This is a genomic window from Dickeya sp. MK7, assembly GCF_000406305.1.
Lineage (GTDB): Bacteria > Pseudomonadota > Gammaproteobacteria > Enterobacterales > Enterobacteriaceae > Dickeya > Dickeya fangzhongdai.
Window position 1 is genome coordinate 1405096 of sequence record NZ_CM001984.1, and the last position, 19593, is coordinate 1424688.

17 protein-coding genes are annotated in these 19593 nt (G+C 58.4%); 10 read left to right on the plus strand and 7 right to left on the minus strand.

Annotated elements, in window-relative coordinates; genetic code table 11:
• Positions 1 to 44 precede the first annotated feature (44 nt).
• Positions 45 to 836, minus strand: coding sequence for a molybdenum-dependent transcriptional regulator (gene modE / locus DXXMK7_RS06330; RefSeq protein ID WP_038918343.1), 792 nt, complete (start codon positions 834 to 836; stop codon positions 45 to 47).
• Positions 837 to 1033: 197 nt separating this feature from the next.
• Between modE and DXXMK7_RS21700 the strand changes: the two genes are divergently transcribed.
• From DXXMK7_RS21700 to modC, 4 genes are all read left to right on the plus strand, one after another.
• Positions 1034 to 1183, plus strand: a complete 150-nt coding sequence (locus tag DXXMK7_RS21700) for an AcrZ family multidrug efflux pump-associated protein (RefSeq protein ID WP_038668761.1) — start codon at positions 1034 to 1036, stop codon at positions 1181 to 1183.
• A gap of 152 nt (positions 1184 to 1335) precedes the next feature.
• Complete coding sequence (gene modA / locus DXXMK7_RS06340) at positions 1336 to 2121, plus strand: molybdate ABC transporter substrate-binding protein (RefSeq protein ID WP_038660723.1); 786 nt, start codon at positions 1336 to 1338, stop codon at positions 2119 to 2121.
• A complete protein-coding gene (modB, locus tag DXXMK7_RS06345) occupies positions 2108 to 2797 on the plus strand; it encodes a molybdate ABC transporter permease subunit (RefSeq protein WP_038660719.1) in 690 nt (229 codons plus the stop codon). Before modA ends, modB begins: the two co-directional genes overlap by 14 nt.
• A complete protein-coding gene (gene modC / locus DXXMK7_RS06350; RefSeq protein ID WP_038918344.1) occupies positions 2797 to 3855 on the plus strand; it encodes a molybdenum ABC transporter ATP-binding protein ModC in 1059 nt (352 codons plus the stop codon). Before modB ends, modC begins: the two co-directional genes overlap by 1 nt.
• Before the next feature lie 57 nt (positions 3856 to 3912).
• Here modC and DXXMK7_RS06355 read toward each other — a convergent pair whose 3' ends face one another.
• Positions 3913 to 4734: a pyridoxal phosphatase gene (locus DXXMK7_RS06355; protein WP_038918345.1), complete on the minus strand. Its 822-nt coding sequence runs from the start codon at positions 4732 to 4734 to the stop codon at positions 3913 to 3915.
• Positions 4735 to 4967: 233 nt separating this feature from the next.
• On the opposite strand from DXXMK7_RS06355, the gene pgl reads away from it, so the two are divergent.
• Entirely contained in the window at positions 4968 to 5963 is a 996-nt protein-coding gene (pgl, locus tag DXXMK7_RS06360) for a 6-phosphogluconolactonase (RefSeq protein WP_038918346.1), read from the plus strand.
• Positions 5964 to 6158: 195 nt separating this feature from the next.
• On the plus strand, positions 6159 to 6335 hold the full coding sequence (locus DXXMK7_RS22800) for a hypothetical protein (protein WP_157987322.1): 177 nt from the start codon (positions 6159 to 6161) through the stop codon (positions 6333 to 6335).
• A 105-nt stretch (positions 6336 to 6440) separates the two neighbouring features.
• On the opposite strand, the gene DXXMK7_RS06365 is transcribed toward DXXMK7_RS22800, so the two are convergent.
• From DXXMK7_RS06365 to metG, 4 genes are all read right to left on the minus strand, one after another.
• Positions 6441 to 7691 carry an LVIVD repeat-containing protein gene (locus tag DXXMK7_RS06365; RefSeq protein WP_038918347.1) on the minus strand — a complete coding sequence of 417 codons (1251 nt, stop codon included), beginning with the start codon at positions 7689 to 7691 and terminating at the stop codon, positions 6441 to 6443.
• Positions 7692 to 7715: 24 nt separating this feature from the next.
• On the minus strand, positions 7716 to 8792 hold the full coding sequence (locus DXXMK7_RS06370; RefSeq protein ID WP_038918348.1) for a sugar ABC transporter substrate-binding protein: 1077 nt from the start codon (positions 8790 to 8792) through the stop codon (positions 7716 to 7718).
• A 240-nt stretch (positions 8793 to 9032) separates the two neighbouring features.
• The gene (locus DXXMK7_RS06375) at positions 9033 to 9464 is read right to left on the minus strand and encodes a VirK family protein (RefSeq protein WP_038918349.1); all 432 of its coding nucleotides are present in this window, start codon (positions 9462 to 9464) and stop codon (positions 9033 to 9035) included.
• 327 nt (positions 9465 to 9791) lie between these two features.
• On the minus strand, positions 9792 to 11825 hold the full coding sequence (metG, locus tag DXXMK7_RS06380; protein ID WP_038918350.1) for a methionine--tRNA ligase: 2034 nt from the start codon (positions 11823 to 11825) through the stop codon (positions 9792 to 9794).
• 298 nt (positions 11826 to 12123) lie between these two features.
• Here metG and apbC point away from each other — a divergent pair, with 298 nt between their 5' ends.
• From apbC to asmA, 4 genes are all read left to right on the plus strand, one after another.
• A complete protein-coding gene (gene apbC, locus DXXMK7_RS06385; RefSeq protein WP_038918351.1) occupies positions 12124 to 13233 on the plus strand; it encodes an iron-sulfur cluster carrier protein ApbC in 1110 nt (369 codons plus the stop codon).
• A gap of 287 nt (positions 13234 to 13520) precedes the next feature.
• Positions 13521 to 14162: a uridine kinase gene (gene udk / locus DXXMK7_RS06390; RefSeq protein ID WP_038920850.1), complete on the plus strand. Its 642-nt coding sequence runs from the start codon at positions 13521 to 13523 to the stop codon at positions 14160 to 14162.
• Between the two features lie 102 nt (positions 14163 to 14264).
• A complete protein-coding gene (dcd, locus tag DXXMK7_RS06395; RefSeq protein ID WP_038660695.1) occupies positions 14265 to 14846 on the plus strand; it encodes a dCTP deaminase in 582 nt (193 codons plus the stop codon).
• 32 nt (positions 14847 to 14878) lie between these two features.
• Positions 14879 to 16693, plus strand: coding sequence for an outer membrane assembly protein AsmA (gene asmA, locus DXXMK7_RS06400; protein WP_038918352.1), 1815 nt, complete (start codon positions 14879 to 14881; stop codon positions 16691 to 16693).
• A gap of 96 nt (positions 16694 to 16789) precedes the next feature.
• On the opposite strand, the gene DXXMK7_RS06405 is transcribed toward asmA, so the two are convergent.
• A complete protein-coding gene (locus DXXMK7_RS06405; protein WP_038918353.1) occupies positions 16790 to 18379 on the minus strand; it encodes a TerC family protein in 1590 nt (529 codons plus the stop codon).
• Positions 18380 to 19593: the final 1214 nt, after the last annotated feature.

Genomic DNA, 19593 nt, shown 5'->3' on the forward strand with positions numbered 1-19593 from the left:
AGGGAAGCGGCCGGCTTGTCAAGGTGCGTTGTGCCGTGCGCGCGTTAGCACAGGGTGGCGATAATCACCCGGTCGGCGTTAAAGCTGGCGTAAACCGCCATCTCCGGCTGCAGGCCCTGGCGCGTTACGTCATCATTGGGCAGGGTAGCGCACACCACTTCGCCGCCTTCCAGCGTGACCAGCACTTCGCTTTGCGCCGGGCCGGGCTGCAGATGGCTGATGCGGCCGGGCAGGACATTGTCATGAGCGGGCGCGAGCGCGATTTGCGGGGTGACGGCAACCCAGGGCGCTTTAATCAGCGCCAGCACCTCTTTGCCGCTGGTCAGTTGCAGCCGATCGGCGCTCTGTTGGGTTAGTGCGGCCTGAATGCGGGTACGACCGTCCGCCAGCAGGATCGACAGATGCTGTTGTACCTGCTGCCGGTCGCGTTCCAGGACGGTGCCGAAAAACTGATTGCGGGCGCTGGTTTGCAGCGAAAAGCGGGCGATGGCCGCCAGCAGGCTGTCCAGCGGCAGGTTATCATCCTGCAGCACATCGAAGGCTTTCTGCTGGATCTGCGCCAGCAGGTCATACAGTTGCAACAGGCGTTCGCCGTAGCGGGTCAGCATCGCGCCGCCGCCGCCTTTGCCGCCGGTAGTGCGCTCGACGATGGTCTGCTCCGCCAACTGGTTCATCTCGTTAATCGCGTCCCAGGCGCTTTTGTAGCTGATGTCGGCCAGCCGGGCTCCCTGACTGATGGAGCCGGTCTGCTGCACTTGCTTGAGCAGCGCGATGCGACGCGGGTCGGCGAATAGCCGCTGCTGGAGTTTCAGGGTAAGGAGAATTTCTGCTTGCATGGTCACATCCGTATCTGGGTCGCTAATCGTTTGTATTGTCATCGTTTTGTGCGAAACAGGCAAACCGCACAAATGGCCGCTCTAATTCCGGCGATTCAGGTAAACTCATCAGCAGTCATGGGGGTTAGGATAGTCTACCCTGAATCAATGAGAGACTGGCGGCGCGACGGCCAGCCACGATGAAAGACGAGGTCGATATGTTGGAATTGCTGAAAAGCCTGCTGTTTGCGGTGTGCATGGTGCCGGTAATGATGGCGCTGATTCTGGGAGCCATTTATGGGTTGGGCGAAGTCTTCAACCTGTTTTCCGCCATCGGCCATCGCGAGTCGGCTGCGGCGCGCAAATAATCCCTTCCCAGATTTCCCTTTCTGACGAATCCGGCATTTGCCGGATTTTTTTTGCTTAAGACTTTTTTTGCTTAAGAACAATGACAAGGCGGCCAAGATTCGGTATTTATCGTTATGTTACTAACTACACAACGAAAACCTCGGGAGACAAAATGAAACAGCAATGGACTTACTGGCTGACCGCTGCCGCGTTAACGCTGGGTATGAGCGCGAATACGGCGCTGGCGCAGGACAAGGTAACCGTGTTTGCCGCCGCCTCGCTGACCAATGCGTTGCAGGATATCGCCGCGCAATATCAGAAGGAAAAACAGGTTTCCATCGTGGCGTCTTACGCCTCGTCGTCGACGCTGGCGCGTCAGATTGAACAAGGGGCGCCTGCCGACCTGTTCATCTCGGCGGATCAGCAGTGGATGGATTACGCTCAGGGCAAGCAACTGACCGAAAACGACACCCGTTACACCCTGCTGGGCAATGAACTGGTGGTGATTGCGCCCAAGTCTTCCGACACCAAAGGGTTCAAGATCGACGATAAAACCGACTGGAAAGGCCTGCTGAAAGGCGGACGTCTGTCGGTGGGCGACCCGGATCACGTGCCGGCCGGCATCTACGCCAAAGAAGCGTTGCAGAAACTGAATGCCTGGGACGCGCTGTCGCCGCTGATGGCCCGCGCCAATGATGTGCGTGCCGCCATGGTGCTGGTAGAACGCGAAGAAGCCCCGTTGGGGATTGTTTACGGTTCGGATGCGGTCGCCAGCACCAAAGTGAAAGTGGTCGGCATTTTCCCGGCCAATACCCACAAACCGGTGGAATACCCGATGGCTATCGTCAAAGGGCACAATACCCCGGCGGTCAAAGCCTTCTTTGACTACCTGAAAACGCCTCAGGCGGCGGTGGTGTTTAAACAATACGGATTCACGCCGGTTAATGCTGCTCAGTGATTACGAATGGCAGGCGGTCTCGCTGAGCCTCAAGGTATCGCTGGTGGCGGTCAGTTGTAGTCTGCCGCTGGGCATTCTGGCCGCCTGGGTGCTGGCGCGTTGCCGCTTTGTCGGCAAGTCGCTGCTGGACAGCGTGATCCACCTGCCGCTGGTGCTGCCGCCGGTGGTGATCGGCTATCTGTTGCTGATCATCATGGGGCGCAAAGGCGTGGTAGGCAGCTGGCTCTATAGCTGGTTCGGTTTCAGCTTCAGTTTCAGCTGGCATGGCGCGGCGCTGGCCTCGGCGGTGGTGGCGTTCCCGCTGATGGTGCGCGCCATCCGGCTGGCGCTGGAAGCGGTGGATACCCGGCTGGAGCTGGCCGCGCGCACGCTTGGCGCCGGCCGCTGGCGGGTATTTTTCACCATCACGCTGCCGCTGACCCTGCCCGGCATCATTGTCGGCACCGTACTGGCGTTCGCCCGTTCGCTGGGGGAGTTCGGCGCCACCATCACCTTTGTTTCCAACATTCCGGGGGAAACCCGCACCATTCCGAATGCCATGTATACGCTGATTGAAACGCCGGGCGCGGAAATGCAGGCCGCCCGGTTGTGTATCATCGCCATCGCGCTGTCGCTGGTGTCGCTGTTGTTGTCGGAATGGCTCACGCGCTGGAGCCGCAAGCGGTTGGGGGGATAATGCTGCAACTGGATTTTACTCAGCAACTGGGCGACCTGACGCTCAACGTCGCCACCCAGCTTCCCGCCAGCGGGATTACCGCCGTATTCGGGGTATCCGGCGCCGGTAAAACATCGCTGATCAACGCTATCGTTGGCCTGACCCGACCGGATAAAGGACGGATTCAGCTTAACGACCGGGTGCTGTCCGATCGGGATAAGGGCGTGTTCCTGCCGCCGGAAAAACGCCGTATCGGCTATGTTTTTCAGGATGCGCGGCTATTTCCGCACTACCGGGTGTTGGGAAATCTGCGTTACGGCATGGCGGCGCAGATGCAGGCGCAGTTCGACGATATCGTGCAGTTGCTCGGCATCGGGCATTTGCTCAAACGTTACCCGCTCACCTTGTCCGGCGGCGAAAAACAGCGGGTGGCGATTGGCCGCGCGTTGCTGACCGCGCCGGAGCTGCTGCTGATGGATGAACCGCTGGCGTCGCTGGATGTGCCGCGCAAGCGCGAGCTGCTGCCTTATCTGGAGCGTCTGGCGCGCGAGGTCAACACGCCGATCCTGTATGTCAGTCACAGCCTGGAAGAAGTGCTGCGGCTGGCGGACAAGGTGCTGGTGCTGGACAAAGGGCAGGTTAAGGCACAGGGTTCGCTGGAAGAGGTGTGGGCCAGTAACGCGCTGCGGGCCTGGCTGCCGCGCGAGGAACAGAGCAGTATCCTGAAGGTGACGGTGATGGAGCACCACCCGCATTACGCCATGACCGCGCTGTCGCTGGGCGAACAGCATCTGTGGGTTGGGCGCGTCGACGCGCCGCTCGCCTCGGCGCTGCGTATCCGCATCAATGCGGCGGATGTGTCGCTGGTGACGCAGCGCCCGGCGGCGAGCAGTATCCGCAACGTGCTGTCCGCCAGGGTGATTGAATGCCTTGATGTGGGCGAGCAGGTTGAAGTCAAACTGGATATCGGCGGGCAGATCCTGTGGGCGCGCATTACTCCCTGGGCGCGGGACGAACTGGCGTTGACCTCCGGGCAGAACCTGTACGCTCAGATCAAGAGCGTGTCGATTACGGCTTAACGTCTACCCAGACCTAGACCCAGCTACGGCCCCCGTTGCGGCGGGGACCGTGGCGGTTCAGGCCAGCACCCGGCTGCGAATCACCTCGGCGATGCCGGGTTGCTCGTTATGACCAATCACCAGTCTGGCGTGCGCTTTTACTTCGTCGGCGCTGTTGCCCATTGCTACGCCCAGCCCGGCGGTCGACAGCATGCTGATGTCGTTGAAATTGTCGCCGAACGCTACCACTTCGTTCATGCTGAACCCTTGCGATTCCACCCAGCGCTGCAGCAAGCGGCCCTTGCTGTTGCCGGTCTGGGCGATATCCACCTGATCCATCCACGACCATTCGCAGGCCAGACCCAGTTCCTGCTCAACCAGATGGGCGAAGTCGTTCAGGGCGGCGGTATCGGTGTGGTGGGTGGCGAATTTCCAGATCGAACGGGTGTGGTCGGTGGCGGCCAGCAGGTTGTCCACCTGGCGAAACGTCGGGCGCTGCGACTCGGGCAGATTTTCCGCCCAGACCTGAGTGCGGGTAATGTGGCCGGTAATGTGCTGGTAGAACATGGCGTCGTCCGCGTACATCAGACCGTGAATATCAAACTGCTGCAACCGTTGCAGGACGCTTTTGGCTTGCGCCGGCGTGAGCGGATTGGCTTCGGCGGTTTGCCCGGTCTGGTAGTCGTACAGGTAGGTGCCGTTGCAGCAGATCGCCGGGGTATCCAGCGCCAGCGCCTGATAAAACGGATGGATCGCCGAATGGTGGCGGCCGGTCACGATGATGACCTTGATGCCTGCTTGTCTGGCTTGCGCCAGCGCCTGCAACGATTCCGGCAGAATGGTTTTCTTTTGCGTTAACAGCGTGCCGTCCAGATCGAGGGCAATGATGCGATAGGTCATGGTATTCTCATCGGATTATCGGGTTCACTTCTTCCCGATGGTACACTGTCGGCCGTCCTGATCAACAGGCCCTTTTTCCGTGCTGGTTCTTATGCGAAAGTCATTACCGATAGAAAGTCATTACCGATAGTAAAGTCATCACCGATAAGAGCCATCACCGATAAACGAGAGCATAGCCTGAGCGTAACGAGGCGCGCGCCTGACGCCTCATTAAGGCCAACAAGGAGAATCGAATGCAGCAAGTGGTTTATATCGCCAGTCCGGAAAGTCAGCAGATCCATGTCTGGCAACTCGCTTCCAGCGGAGAATTGAGCTTGTTACAGGTGGTTGAGGTGCCCGGACAGGTGCAGCCGATGGTAATCGCGCCGGATCAACGCCACCTGTACGTCGGTGTGCGCCCTGAGTTTCGTGTGATCAGCTACCGCATTGATGAGCAAGGAAAATTGAGCGAAGCCGGCGTAGCGCCGCTGCCGGGCAGCCCGACGCATCTGTCTACCGATCACGCCGGGCGTTTCCTGTTCAGCGCGTCTTACAGCAACGCCTGTGTCAGCGTCAGCCCGATTGGCGAAGACGGCGTGGCGCAGGCGCCGATCCAGCAACTGGACGGGCTGGAAGGCTGTCACTCCACCAATATCGACCCGGCTAACCGCGTACTGTGGGCGCCATGCCTGAAAGAAGACCGTATCCGGCTGTACGATGTCGGCGGCGAGGGTCGCCTGACCGAGCATCAGCCTGCCGAACAGCGTGCGGCTGCCGGCGCCGGGCCGCGTCATATGGCATACCATCCGAATAACCGTTTTACCTATTGCATCAACGAGCTGAACAGCTCGGTGGATGTGTTCGAACTGGATGCGCAGGGCGAAGGCCGCCGCATTCAGACGCTGAACGCCATGCCGGCCGATTTCACCGACACCTGCTGGGCGGCGGATATCCACATCACGCCGGACGGCCGCCACCTGTACACCACCGATCGCACCGCCAGCCTGCTGAGTATTTTCCAGGTGTCGGCGCAGGACGGCACGCTGACGCTGGTTGGTCACCAGCCGACGGAAACCCAGCCGCGCGGCTTTAATATCGACCACAGCGGCCAGTTCCTGATCGCTGCCGGTCAGAAATCCCATCACATTGAGGTCTATCGTATCCAGCCGGATAACGGCGGCCTGACGCCGTTGGCCCGCTATCCGGTCGGTCAGGGACCGATGTGGGTGTCGGTACTGGCGCTGGCGTAATCCGTTTTCCCGCGTGACGGCGAACGTTACGCGGGAACGTACCGGTGGTAAGGGCGAAAAGCAGGGCGGTTTTATCCTGAACGTTAGGCGGTTTTGGTATAAACACTGCTAAAAGCAATATTTCCTTTTATAACCATTCTTCGATTAACTGGCGTTACGGTTATCCATATCGCTGGCAATCAGAGGAGAAGAAATATGCTGCTTGCTGCTGCAAAGCTTTTCAGAGGCTGGAAAGCATTTTCCCCCGCAGGGGAAACGAGCCACGTCGGACAGCGCGACGCCCATCGCTGGTTTGCGACGTTACTGTCGATTTCCAGCTTATACGGGCTGGATACCGGTAATCCCGATCCGCGTTGGTTTCATAATTACTAAGCACATGCGGTGCGAATCGCGCTTTTCGACCCCCTATCATGACATCGGGCTTCACGTCGTCGACGTGAAGCCCGATGTCTGGTTGGCGTTATCCGCTGACGGCGGTTAGCCGCGGTATTCGATAATCGACAGTCCGGCGTTGTAGTCGGTGCTGTAGATAATCCCTTGCGCGTCCACAAACACGTCGCAGGACTGAATCACCCGCGGCCGGCCGGGACGTTTGTCCATCATGCGTTCAGGCGCGGCAGGCACCAACGCGCCGGTTTCTTTCGGCCGATACGGGTTGCTGATGTCGTAAGCGCGCACCCCGGCGTTCTGGTAGGTGGCGAAGATCAATGTCGAACTGATAAAGCTGCCCGGCCGGTTTTCATGCAAATTATGCGGGCCGAAGTGCGCCCCTTTCTTCACATAATCGGTTTCGTTGGGCTGCGGGAAGGTGGCGATGCTCACCGGGTTGGACGGCTCGCTGATATCGAACACCCAAATCAGTTTTTCGCCGTCTTCCTGATTATCCAGCACCGCTTCGTCCAGCACGATCAACAAGTCGCGATCCGGCAGCGGCAGCGCGGTATGGGTGCCGCCGCCAAACGGCGGGCTCCAGTTGCGGTGGCTGATGAGTGTCGGCTGAGTGCGGTCGCTCACGTCCAGCAGCGTCAGGCCGCCGTCGCGCCAGCTGCCGTAGGCGGTATCGCCGCTGACGATGGCGTGATGCAGCGCATAGCGTTTGCCTTGCGGCCAGTCCGGCGTTTCGCCGCCGGCGGTATGCATGCCCGGCAGCCAGTAACGGCCGGCGACTTCCGGTTTACGCGGGTCGGCCAGGTCGATGGTCAGAAAAATGTAGTCGCTGTAGCCATCCAGCAGCGCGGAGACGTACGCCCAGCGACCACCCACGTACCAGATGCGGTGGATACCGATGCCGTCCAGCGGCAGAAAGCTGATTTCCCGCGGCTGGTCTGGGGTGGAAATATCAAAGATCCTCAGTCCCGCGCTCCAGCTTTTATCCTGTTTTCCGGTGCTGACCGTCTCCGCCACGGAGCGAGTGTAGTAGACTTTTTCTTGTGCGAAACGGGCATCGGCGAACAGATCGCGGGCGTTAACCACCAGCAATAGGTCATCGTGGGTTTGCAGATGGATGTTCCAGGTGCCCGGCGGCGCGGCGATGAAACCGGCCGGTTTGGGGTTTTTCGGGTCTCGCACGTCAACGATGGAAACGCCCTGGGACACCATGTGTCCAATATAGGCGTAACCTCGGTGAACCATGACCTGTACGCCATCAGGGCGCCCGCCCTGATCGCTGTGTCCAATCAGCCGCATGTTGCGGCTGTATTCCGGCATGGGCAGGGGCGTTGATGCCATATAAGCCTCCGTTATGACAGACCTTTATTTGTTTTTGGCTTCCAGTGTAGCAAACCACGGTGCAATAAAGTCAGTGGTCTGGCCCCAGCCAGGGATGATTTTCGCCAGTCCCGCCACGTTGACCGGGCCCGGCTGGCTCAGCAACAGCGCCTGCGGAATACTGGCGGCGCGGAATTCGTAGGTCGCCGGGGTCGGCTCGCCGGCGATCTTGTTGGCAACCAGACGCAGGTTGACCTTGCCGATCAGTTTCGGATCCACCGCTACGCTTACTTTCCACGGGCTGTTGGCTTCGCGCATCAGTTGCAAGTCCTGATTGGAAATATCGATGCTATACAGTTTGATTTCGGTGCGGCCGTTCTCTTTCAGCGCCTTGTACGCGCCCTGACTGAAGGCATCCCAGGCGCCCCAGATGGCGTCAATCTTGCCTTTCGGGTACTTCGCCAGAATCGCGCCCACTTTATTGGCGGTATCGCCCTGCACGTCAGAGGAAACCGCGCCGATGGATTCCAGTTCTTTGATGCCCGGATTGTCTTTCAGGATCTGCTGGTAAGCCGTTTGACGGCGCTCCATCGGCGGGAAACCGGCTACCCACAGTTTGATGATGTTGGCTTTGCCGTTGAAATCCTTCACCAACTGACCCAGCGATTCGTTGGCCAACGAGGCATCGTCCTGCTGGGTAACGGTGACGCCCGGAATCGTGCGATCCACCGCGGTGTCAAACACCGCCACCTTGATGCCGCTGTCGACAATGTGCTGAATCAGTTCGGTGGAATAGGGTGCGCGGCCCTGCGACAGAATGATGCCGTCATATTTCTGGCTGATGGCCTGATTGACGAAGTCCTGAAATTTGGCGTCGTCGCCGTTGCTCAGGAAGGTGCTGACCTTGAATCCCAGCTTCTTGCCTTCTTCCAGCACGCCGGAAACGAACTGGGTGGTGTTGTCGTCCGAACCGAGATTACGGATCACGGCGATGCGCACCGGTCCCTGATGGTTGGCGATGGCGGTCGGAACCGGCGCGGCGGTAGCCGGCGTCTCCGCGGCCAGCGTGGAGAACGAGGCCGTCAGGCTCAGGGCCAGCAGTGCGACAGGGAATTTCTTCATGATCAATCCTCGGTGTTGTGAAATCAGGTTTGCCAGTTTTATGGATATCTTTATGTCTGGATGTCTATTTGAGTGATGAGGAATCATAGCGGGTAACGCCGCAGCGTGCAAAGGGGGCGAGTTATGTCTTTTAGGTTTAGCTTATAACTTTTCGTTCAATGAGATACGACGGGCAAACTGGCGGGGAACGTGCGGAAAAGAAACGCGCCCGACCAGCCGACCGGGCGCGTCTGGTAAGGCTTACTGCACGAAGAAACCGATATCCTGACCCAGTTTGCACAGGTAGCTCAGGGTATTGCCGCGCTGTTGCAGGCTGGGCAAGTTGTACATGTAGGTGGTGAAACGCACCGTGTTGTCCGGCTGGACCTGATAACGCATGAACTGCTGAATCGGCGTGCCGTCGTTGGCGACGGTGAAGTGCTCGTCGCTGAACGACAACGTGCCGCTGTCAATCAGGCGATACGCATTGATGTGCAGGCCGCCGCGGGTCTTGCTGGCTGGCGTGCCATCCTGCGGCGTACAGGCGGACAGGTCGATGGTGACATTGACGCTGCGCCCTTTATTCAGCGCAGTGATCACCTCATCAGCGCTTTTCAGCGATTTGGACGCCATAGCCGGCGCTGCGGCGGCAAGCAGGGCTGCGCTCAGCAGCAAAGGGGTAATTCGGGACATTCGATATTCCTCCATGATCGATGATAGGTCTGGCGTCGTGACCATCACGCACGGCGCGAAGGTGCAGGCCAACGCGCACGCAGCTGAGTGCATGGCGTGATAATCACGACCAGGCACTGTTTATCACGGCTGTGGCGAAAGCGCTATGCTGTTTATCCGAATAACGGCATGGTCAGAGGTGTGAGCAGCGTGAAGCAGGGAAAAGACGGCGTGGCGATGAAGCGGGGTCGTGGCGAGATCGTGCGCTGACGAAATGGTGCGTTGAAAAAATAGTGCGTTAACGAAAAGCACATCAGGCCGGGGTAAACCGGCCTGATGCGAGCAGGCTTACTTGATTTGCATCCCCGGCTGGGCGCCGCTGTCGGGACTCAGCAGGAAAATGTCTTTCCCGCCGGGGCCGGCGGCCATCACCATGCCTTCGGATACGCCAAAGCGCATTTTACGCGGCGCCAGGTTGGCGACCATCACCGTCAGGCGGCCTTCCAGCGCAGACGGATCCGGGTAAGCGGCGCGGATGCCGGAGAATACCTGACGGGTCTGGCCGCCCAGATCCAGCGTCAGACGCAACAGCTTGTCCGAGCCGTCCACCAGTTCGGCTTTCTGGATCAAGGCGACGCGCATGTCCACTTTGTCGAAATCGGCGAAGTCGATGGTGTCCTGAATCGGGTTGTCGGCCAGCGGGCCGGATGCCGGTTTGGCGGCTGCCGCGGCGGCTTCTTCTTTGGAGGCCTCGACCATGCCCTGTACCTGCGCGATGTCGATGCGGTTGAACAGCGCCTTGAATGCGCCAACCTGATGGTTTGTCAGCGGCTGCGCCAGCGTGTCCCAGCGCAGTTCGCTCTGCAGAAACGCTTCGGCGCGCTCCGCCAGCGACGGCAGTACCGGCTTCAGGTAGGTCATCAGCACGCGGAACAGGTTGATGCCCATTGAGCAAATCGCCTGCAGGTCGGCGTCGCGGCCTTCCTGTTTGGCGACTACCCACGGCGCCTGCTCGTCGACATAGCGGTTGGCGAGGTCCGCCAGCGCCATGATTTCACGGACAGCCTTGCCGGATTCACGGCTGCTGTAGGCATCGGCGATGGTCTGCGCCGCGTCGATAAAGGTCTGATACAGCGCCGGATCCGCCAGTTGGTCGGCCAGTTTGCCGTCAAAACGCTTGTTGATGAAACCGGCGTTGCGCGAGGCCAGATTGACCACCTTGTTGACGATGTCGGCGTTCACGCGCTGCACGAAATCTTCCAGATTGAGGTCGATGTCATCAATACGGGAAGAGAGCTTGGCGGCGTAGTAGTAACGCAGGCAGTCGGCATCCAGATGCTTAAGGTAGGTGTCGGCCTTGATAAAGGTGCCGCGCGACTTCGACATTTTGGCGCCGTTAACGGTTACATAGCCGTGCACGAACAGGTTGGTCGGCTTGCGGAAACCGCTGCCTTCCAGCATCGCCGGCCAGAACAGGCTGTGGAAGTAAACGATGTCCTTGCCGATGAAGTGGTACAGCTCGGTGCTGGAATCTTTACGCCAGAATTCGTCGAAGCTGAGGTCGCCGCGCTTGTCGCACAGGTTTTTGAACGACCCCATGTAGCCGATCGGCGCGTCCAGCCAGACGTAGAAATATTTGCCCGGCGCGTCCGGCACTTCGAAGCCGAAATAGGGCGCGTCGCGGGTGATATCCCACTGTTGCAGCCCGGCGTCGAACCACTCCTGCATCTTATTGGCGACCTGCTCCTGCAACGCGCCGGAGCGGGTCCAGCTTTGCAGCATGTCGCTGAACGCCGGCAGGTCGAAGAAGAAGTGCTCGGATTCGCGCATCACCGGCGTGGCGCCGGATACCGCGGATTTCGGCTCGATCAGTTCGGTCGGGCTGTAGGTGGCGCCGCACACTTCGCAGTTGTCGCCGTACTGGTCCGGCGCCTTGCATTTCGGGCAGGTGCCTTTCACAAAGCGATCCGGCAGGAACATGCTTTTTTCCGGGTCGAACAGCTGGGAAATAGTGCGGTTTTTGATAAAACCGTTTTCCTTCAGCCGGCGGTAAATCAACCCGGACAACTCGCGGTTCTCCTCGCTGTGCGTGGAGTGGTAGTTGTCGTAGCTGATGTTGAACCCGGCGAAATCCTGCTGGTGTTCCTGACTCACCGTCGCAATCATCTGCTCCGGCGCCACACCCATCTGCTGCGCTTTGAGCATGATCGGCGTGCCGTGGGCGTCGTCCGCACAAATAAAGTGGACCTGACTGCCGCGCATTCGCTGGTAACGGACCCAGATATCCGCCTGAATGTGTTCGAGCATGTGGCCAAGGTGGATCGGACCGTTAGCATAAGGCAGCGCGCACGTTACCAAAATTTTGTTTGCGACTTGAGTCATAGTGGGGAACTTGCTTGTTGGTTGGTGAATGAATTAAGAAGGAGTCCTGATGTTACCCCATCGCGCCTTGATGCGTAAACCTTGGGGCGCGGCGGGCTCCAACAAAACCCGCTCTTCCGGCGTTATATAGCATTCTTCCCGCCTTATATAGCAGGAAGGCAAGGTTTGAGTGGCGCCGGGCGAGGGGCGGTTCCGCCGTTTTTTCAGCGTCGGGACATTGGCGATACACCCACTTGCGGGCGTTCTGCTATGCTAGGGCGGTTTTTATAACGACTTTAATTCAACTCAAGGAGCCGGGATGAACGATAAACTCCCTGCGCAAAACCCCGAGATGTTGCGCGCCATGGTAAACGGCGTGCTGTCCTCCTTTACGCACCCGACGCTGAAAAATAACCTGACCACGCTTAATGCGCTGCACCATTGCGCGCTGCTGGACGATGTGTTGCATATCGAACTGACCATGCCGTTTGTCTGGCTGAGCGGCCTGACGGCTCTGAAAGACAGCGTCAGCGAAGAATTGCTGCGCCTTTGCGGCGCGCGTGAAGTGGAATGGCGCTTGACCCATAACATCGCCACGCTGCGCCGCGTCAACAATCAGGCGGGCGTCAAGGGCGTGAAGAACATTATCGCCGTCAGTTCCGGCAAGGGCGGCGTCGGCAAGTCCAGCACCGCGGTGAACATGGCGCTGGCGCTGGCGGCCGAAGGGGCCAATGTCGGCATTCTGGACGCGGATATCTACGGGCCGTCCATCCCGACCATGCTGGGCGCGGCCAGCGAGCGGCCGACCTCGCCGGACGGGCAGCACATGGCGCCGATCATGGCGCACGGTGTTGCCACCAACTCCATCGGCTATCTGGTTACCGACGATAACGCTATGGTGTGGCGTGGGCCGATGGCCAGCAAGGCGTTGCTGCAACTGTTGCAGGATACGCTGTGGCCGGATCTGGATTATCTGGTGCTGGACATGCCGCCGGGTACCGGCGACATCCAGCTCACGCTGGCGCAGAACGTGCCGGTCACCGGCGCGGTGGTGGTGACCACCCCGCAGGATATCGCGCTGGTGGATGCGATGAAAGGCATCGTGATGTTCGAGAAGGTCAAGGTGCCGGTGCTGGGCATCGTGGAGAACATGAGCGTGCACATCTGCAGCAACTGCGGTCATCTGGAGCCGATTTTCGGTACCGGCGGCGCGCAGAAGCTGGCGGAAAAATACCACTGCGCCTTACTGGGCCAGTTGCCGCTGCACATTTCGCTACGCGAGGATCTGGATCGCGGCGAACCGACCGTGGTCAGCCAGCCGGACAGCGAGTTCACCCAGTTGTACCGCGAACTGGCGGGGCAGGTGGCGGCCCAGCTGTACTGGCAGGGCGAGGTGATCCCGACGGAGATCGCGTTCCGCGCGGTGTGATCTCGTCCGGCGGATACCGTGATTCGGCGCGGTATCCGCTGTCTTTGGCATCCGGCGGCATGTGGCGGTCGGATGCCGTTCGTACCGATAGCATAAGCCCGCGTAATACTGGCGCGAATCGTGCTAACTCCCTATAATTGCCGCGTCCAGACACCTCAGGCTGTGTCCCGCAATGAATCATGCATGCTGCTGATGGCTATCCTTCGGCGCACAACCCGGCGTAAGCCGCGTCCGAACAGTCTGGTATGTCCCCCTCCTTATTTTTTGTTAATCAGGTCTTTATTGCCATGACTGATAAGTCTCGCCAGTGTGTCATCATCGGGATTGCCGGCGCGTCCGCATCCGGAAAAAGTCTTATTGCCAGCACCCTGTACCGCGAATTGCGCGATCAGGTGGGTGATGAACACATTGGCGTCATCCCGGAAGACAGTTACTACAAGGATCAATCCCACCTGACCATGGAAGAACGGGTCAAAACCAACTACGACCACCCCAGTTCGATGGATCACAACCTGCTGCTGCAACATCTGCAAATGCTTAAGGCCGGTCAGCCGATCGCGTTGCCGCAGTACAGCTATGTGCAGCATACGCGTTTGCAGGAAACGCTGCATATGGCGCCGAAAAAGGTGATTATTCTTGAAGGTATTCTGCTGTTGACCGATGCCCGGCTGCGTGAAGAACTGAATTTTTCCATTTTTGTCGATACCCCGCTGGATATCTGCCTGATGCGCCGTATGCGCCGCGATGTTAATGAACGCGGCCGTTCGATGGATTCCGTGATGGAGCAATACCAGAAAACGGTGCGCCCGATGTTTCTGCAGTTCATCGAACCGTCCAAGCAATATGCGGACATCATCGTGCCGCGCGGCGGCAAGAACCGCATCGCCATTGATATTCTGAAGGCGAAAATCAGCCAGTTCTTTGAGTAGGCTGTTCGTTAAGAAAACCCTTAAAGCAGGTGGAGCCGGCATGGCATTTCCGGCGCTGCTGTGGCAGTTTGATCACCTGCGAGAGTCTGACTGGAGAAGATGATGAGACTGTGCGACCGTGACATTGAAACCTGGCTGGACGACGGCCGGCTGTCGATTACGCCGCGTCCCCCGATCGAGCGGATTAACGGCGCCACGGTGGACGTGCGGCTGGGTAATCAGTTCCGGGTGTTTAGCGGTCACACCGCCGCATTCATTGATCTGAGCGGGCCGAAAGACGAAGTCAGCGCCGCGCTGGATCGCGTGATGAGCGATGAAATCAATCTGGCGGAAGGCGACGCGTTTTTCCTGCATCCGGGAGAACTGGCGCTGGCGGTGACGCTGGAGTCGGTCACGCTGCCGGATAATCTGGTGGGCTGGCTGGACGGCCGTTCTTCGCTGGCGCGTCTGGGGCTGATGGTGCATGTCACCGCCCACCGCATCGATCCGGGATGGCAGGGTCGCATCGTGCTGGAGTTTTACAACTCGGGCAAACTGCCGCTGGCGCTGCGTCCCGGCATGATTATCGGCGCGCTGAGTTTTGAACCGCTCTCCGGTCCCGCCGCGCGTCCGTATAACCGACGTGAAGACGCGAAATACAAGGACCAGCAGGGCGCGGTGGCAAGCCGGATAGACAAAGACTAGCTGGGCCAGGTACGACAGCGAACGAGGATGGCATGAGAAGACTGTTTACCACGCTGGTGATTCTGCTGGTGGTGCTGGCGGCAGGCATGACGGCGCTGGTGGTGTTGATTAACCCGAACGATTTCCGGGCCTATATGGTGCGGCAGGTCGAGGCGCGTACGGGCTACCGCTTGAATCTGGATGGCGACTTGCGCTGGCATGTCTGGCCGCAACTGAGCATTTTGTCCGGCAGCCTGTCGGTGAGCGCGCCGGGCGCGGCCGCACCGGTGATCAGCGCTGAGAATATGCGGCTGGACGTAAAACTCTGGCCGTTGTTGTCGCATCAACTGGAAGTGAAGCAGGTGATGCTCAAAGGCGCGGTGATTCGCCTGACGTCCGACAGCGAAGCGCGGGTGGCAGGTCCGGTGCCGATTGCGCCGGGCGGGACGTCGTCGCCGGAGCCGGAAACCCCGTGGCGTTTTGATATCAACCGGGTGGAAGTGGCGGACAGCCTGCTGGTGTTCCAGCGCGGAAACGCGCCGGTTCTGAATGTTCGCGACATCAACCTGACGATGGAGAGCGACAGCGCCCGGCAGGTTCGGGTGTCGCTCTCCAGCCGTTTTAACCGTGACCAGCGTGATTTGTCGTTCTCGCTTAACGCCATGCTGGATATGCAGAACTACCCGCAGCAGATCGGCGCCGATATCGGCAGCGTCAGTTACCAGTTGCAGGGCGCGGGGCTGCCGACGGAGGGCATCAGCGGCAAAGGAACGATTCGCGGCAGTTATCAGCGTCAGCCGGAGAAACTGGCCATCAGCCAGTTTGCCCTTAGCGCCAATAGCAGCCAGCTGAACGGTTCGTTGTCCACCACCTTCGGCGTCACGCCGGAGTACGTGCTGGATCTGCAGTCGGAAAAACTGGATCTGGACGCGTTGCTGGGGTTGACGCACGCCGCTTCGTCCAGCGACGGCGGCGACAAAACGGTAATCGCCAAACCGGTGTTTTCACACGATCAGCCGCCGGAGCCTTATCAGGGGCTGCGCAGCTCCATTGCCAACGTATCGGTGACCGCCAATACGCTGGTTTACCACGGCATGACGGTCAACCAGTTCAGCCTGAAGGGCAGCAATCAGCGCGGCAAAGTCAGGGTTACCGACTTCAGCGGCCAGGTGGGAGAAGGGCGCTTCTCATTGCCGGGGTCGATGGATGTAGGGGCGTCGCCGGTTATCGCCATTCAACCCACCCTGAAGTCAATGGAGCTGTCGACGTTGCTGCCGCTGTTCGGGTTGCCTGACGGTTTGCAGGGCAAACTCAGTCTGCAAGGGCGGCTGAGCGGCGACGACCTGTCGCGGCAGGCGCTGCTCTCACAATGGCGGGGAACGGCGTCGGTGCAGTTCGACCAACTGCGGCTGTCGGGGCTGAATGTCCAGCAGTTGATCCAGCAGGCGGCGGCGCGCAGCAACAGCGGTATCCAGACGCCGGACGATTATGCCCGCTATACCGATATTCGGCAGATGAACGGCGAAGCGACGCTCAACGCCGGCAAGCTGGAGTTGCAGTCACTGTCCGGGCAGTCTGAGGCATTGACGGTCAACGGCGACGGTCAGTTCGACTTGCCCGCCCAGCGTTGCGACATCAATCTGGATGTGCGCGTAACGCAGGGGTGGAAAGGGGATAGCCAACTGGTGCAACTGCTGCAGGATACTCCCATCCCGTTCCGTCTGTACGGCGAATTCGGCAATCTGAACTACCAGTTGCAGATCGAGCAGTTGCTGCGCAAGCGGCTGCAGGACGAGGTGAAAAAACGTCTGAATGACTGGGCTGAGAAAAATCAACCGGCGTCAAAAACCCCGGCGCCGAACATGTGACGCGCATGGAATGTTTTCAGTGAAAGTGCTTTCAGTAAAAATGCAAAGGCGGCCTGTGGCCGCCTTTGTTGTACATGCGTGCTGGTGATACCCCGATCACACCTCATAATCCGGCTGCGGATGGGGTTCCGGAATAATCAGCACCTTCACGATGCGGTGGCTTTCCACGGTCAGTACCCGGAACAGGGTGTTGTCGATTCGCACCTCATCGCCCTCCTGCGGGATTTTCTGCGCATACTCCATCAGCAAGCCGGCCAGCGTGTGGTATTCGCGCTTTTCATTCAGTTGCAGCGGGATATACATCAGTAAATCCTCGACCGGCAGATAGCCGTTGGCGGTCAGGGTGCCGTCTTCGTTTTCCTGAATATCATGGCGGGCGTCCAGCTCTTCCCCTTCCAGCGGCAGATTGCCGGCGATGGTTTCCATGACATCGCTCAGGGTGACAATCCCTTCGACGGAGCCGAATTCATCGGCCACAAAGGCAAAATGAGTGTGCGCTTCACGGAACTGCTCCAGCGCGGACAGCAGCGACAATTGCTCCGGAAACACCAGCGGCTGGCGGATCAGCGCGCGCAGATTCAGCGCTTGCCCGTGCAACTGTTGACGCAGCAAATCGATCACGTGCACCACGCCCAGCGGTTCGCTGGAAACGTGGCTGTCGAACATCACCAGCCGGGTGTGCTGATTCTTTTCCATCAGTTCGTGGAAGTCCGCCGGGTCGATGTTGACGTCCACGTGTTCGATATCGTGGCGGATGGTCATGATGCTGCTGACGGAACGCTGCGACATGCCGAGCACGCGCTCGATCATGCGCTGTTCCTGCTGGTTGAACACCGGCTGGCCGATGCCGCCGGTGTTATCCGCCACCCGGTCGGCAGCCTGTTTGTCCAGCTCCGCTTCCTCATGTTCACCGCGCAGCAATCGCAATACCGCTTCGGCCGTACGCTGGCGTAACGGGGTCGAAGAAGAGAGAAAACGTCGACGGTTGAACTGCGCCAACTGGTTGAGCATCTCGATCATGACTGAGAAACCAATGGCAGCGTAGAGGTAACCTTTTGGAATCGGGTAGCCGAAAGCGTCCGCAACCAGGCTGAAGCCGATCATCAGCAGGAAGCTCAGGCACAGGATCACAATGGTGGGATGCGCGTTGACGAAACGCGTCAGAGGCTTGCTGGCCAGCAGCATCAGGCCGATGGCGATAGTGACCGCCGCCATCATGACCGGCAGGTGCTCGGTCATACCGACCGCGGTAATCACCGAGTCCAGCGAGAACACGGCGTCCAGCACCACAATCTGCGCGACTACCGGCCAGAAACGCGCGCCCTTGCGTTGGGTTTGCTGCGCCTGGTCTTTGCCCTCCAGCCGTTCATTCAGCTCCATGGTGGCTTTGAACAGCAGGAACAGCCCGCCCACCAGCATAATCAGATCACGCGCGCTGAACGGGTGTCCGTAAACGGTAAACAACGGGTGAGTCAGCGAGACCAGCCAGGAGATGGACGACAGCAGTACAAACCGCATCAGCAAGGCCAGCAATAACCCGACAACTCGCGCCCGATCCCGGGACTTTTCCGGTAACTTCTCCGCCAGAATGGCGATAAAGACCAGGTTGTCGATACCCAATACCAGTTCCAAAACCACCAGCGTGGCCAGACCGGCCCAAATTGTTGGATCAGCGATCCATTCCATAGGCTGAATTCACCTTTTTCTTTATCAGGTTGATAGTTGCATAGCGTATCAGGCGTTGCGTCGCTCAACCATAACGCGACCGATCGTGATTGACTGATATCAAATTGCGAAGCGTCGGCGCCCGCCTTTTTCGCGTGAGTGAGATCACATGATTTTCAGCAAGATGGAAAGCATTGCAGTACGTTTTGAGAAATCAAAAAAATATCGATCAGGCTAAAAAATAACCCATTCCATTAAGGCGATGCATTATATGCCAAATCCGAGAGGCGAGCGGAAAATTACCCCTTTTCCTGGCTATTTAATAAGCCCATTAATGCGTTAACAAAATTATTATATGAAAATGAAATATTTATTAAGATGTCTCTGATATACATAACTTTTTGTTTATTAATGATAAAAATATCTTTGCTCATAAGAAAAACTGCATGGATTGTTAGTATTTTTCCGAAAAAAAACACCAGGAAGATATTTGTCTTGTTATAAGCAAATATTTTTTACTACTCTCCGGTGTGGCGATATTGACACAACTTTAAAAATATTTAATTCGAAACTTTAGTGTCATTAATGTTTTTGCAAGCCATTTTTACGAGTCAGTTATGACGAGTCACAGCAATAGCTGGGCGAGTCTGAAACGAAAACGGGACAGCGAGTTGGTAGCTACGAGCCAAGGGCGGTAGCGTACCTGATGCGATTCACCCGACAGCCGCGAGCTGTGTTTCAGACCATGCCCTCCAGGACGTTGAAACCGTTCAGCCGCCGGTATTCAGGCCTTAGCGCCTGTTTGACGATGAGCGAAACGGCAACGATGTCAACGGATCCACCGTGAATTCCTGACGTGTGGGCTGTCTGTTACTCACTTGACTGAAAGGCGATGGCAAAGGATGTTAAACCCGACACTGACGTTCAGACCGCAGGTACAACCAGCGGCATTCCCCCTGACCGGCGCTTCGCCCGCGCCCGCGTCGCCTTTTTTTGCCCGCAGCAACGATTTTGCTCACAGCAGAGATTTTGCCTACAGCAACGACGATGTAACCGCGCAGCCTGACGAAACGGGTCGCCATCAACCGGCCCATGCTGACGCTATTCCCCCTTTCCAAACCAAAACGCATGCCTATGGCTCGCGACGGCCTGGCTTTGTCTCCATTTGGGCGATAAACCCTGAGTCACGTTCCGGCCGGAGACTTCTCACCTGAAATAACACTTTCTTATTTCCG

Excerpts from the sequence above, each read along its gene's own strand:
- apbC (WP_038918351.1), top strand. The coding sequence starts at position 12,124 with ATGAACGATAAACTCCCTGCGCAAAACCCCGAGATGTTGCGCGCCATG.
- asmA (WP_038918352.1), top strand. The coding sequence starts at position 14,879 with ATGAGAAGACTGTTTACCACGCTGGTGATTCTGCTGGTGGTGCTGGCG.
- modB (WP_038660719.1), top strand. The coding sequence starts at position 2,108 with ATGCTGCTCAGTGATTACGAATGGCAGGCGGTCTCGCTGAGCCTCAAG.
- DXXMK7_RS06365 (WP_038918347.1), bottom strand. The coding sequence starts at position 7,691 with ATGGCATCAACGCCCCTGCCCATGCCGGAATACAGCCGCAACATGCGG.
- DXXMK7_RS06375 (WP_038918349.1), bottom strand. The coding sequence starts at position 9,464 with ATGTCCCGAATTACCCCTTTGCTGCTGAGCGCAGCCCTGCTTGCCGCC.
- pgl (WP_038918346.1), top strand. The coding sequence starts at position 4,968 with ATGCAGCAAGTGGTTTATATCGCCAGTCCGGAAAGTCAGCAGATCCAT.
- modA (WP_038660723.1), top strand. The coding sequence starts at position 1,336 with ATGAAACAGCAATGGACTTACTGGCTGACCGCTGCCGCGTTAACGCTG.
- modC (WP_038918344.1), top strand. The coding sequence starts at position 2,797 with ATGCTGCAACTGGATTTTACTCAGCAACTGGGCGACCTGACGCTCAAC.
- dcd (WP_038660695.1), top strand. The coding sequence starts at position 14,265 with ATGAGACTGTGCGACCGTGACATTGAAACCTGGCTGGACGACGGCCGG.
- DXXMK7_RS06355 (WP_038918345.1), bottom strand. The coding sequence starts at position 4,734 with ATGACCTATCGCATCATTGCCCTCGATCTGGACGGCACGCTGTTAACG.
- DXXMK7_RS21700 (WP_038668761.1), top strand. The coding sequence starts at position 1,034 with ATGTTGGAATTGCTGAAAAGCCTGCTGTTTGCGGTGTGCATGGTGCCG.
- udk (WP_038920850.1), top strand. The coding sequence starts at position 13,521 with ATGACTGATAAGTCTCGCCAGTGTGTCATCATCGGGATTGCCGGCGCG.
- DXXMK7_RS06370 (WP_038918348.1), bottom strand. The coding sequence starts at position 8,792 with ATGAAGAAATTCCCTGTCGCACTGCTGGCCCTGAGCCTGACGGCCTCG.
- modE (WP_038918343.1), bottom strand. The coding sequence starts at position 836 with ATGCAAGCAGAAATTCTCCTTACCCTGAAACTCCAGCAGCGGCTATTC.
- DXXMK7_RS06405 (WP_038918353.1), bottom strand. The coding sequence starts at position 18,379 with ATGGAATGGATCGCTGATCCAACAATTTGGGCCGGTCTGGCCACGCTG.
- DXXMK7_RS22800 (WP_157987322.1), top strand. The coding sequence starts at position 6,159 with ATGCTGCTTGCTGCTGCAAAGCTTTTCAGAGGCTGGAAAGCATTTTCC.
- metG (WP_038918350.1), bottom strand. The coding sequence starts at position 11,825 with ATGACTCAAGTCGCAAACAAAATTTTGGTAACGTGCGCGCTGCCTTAT.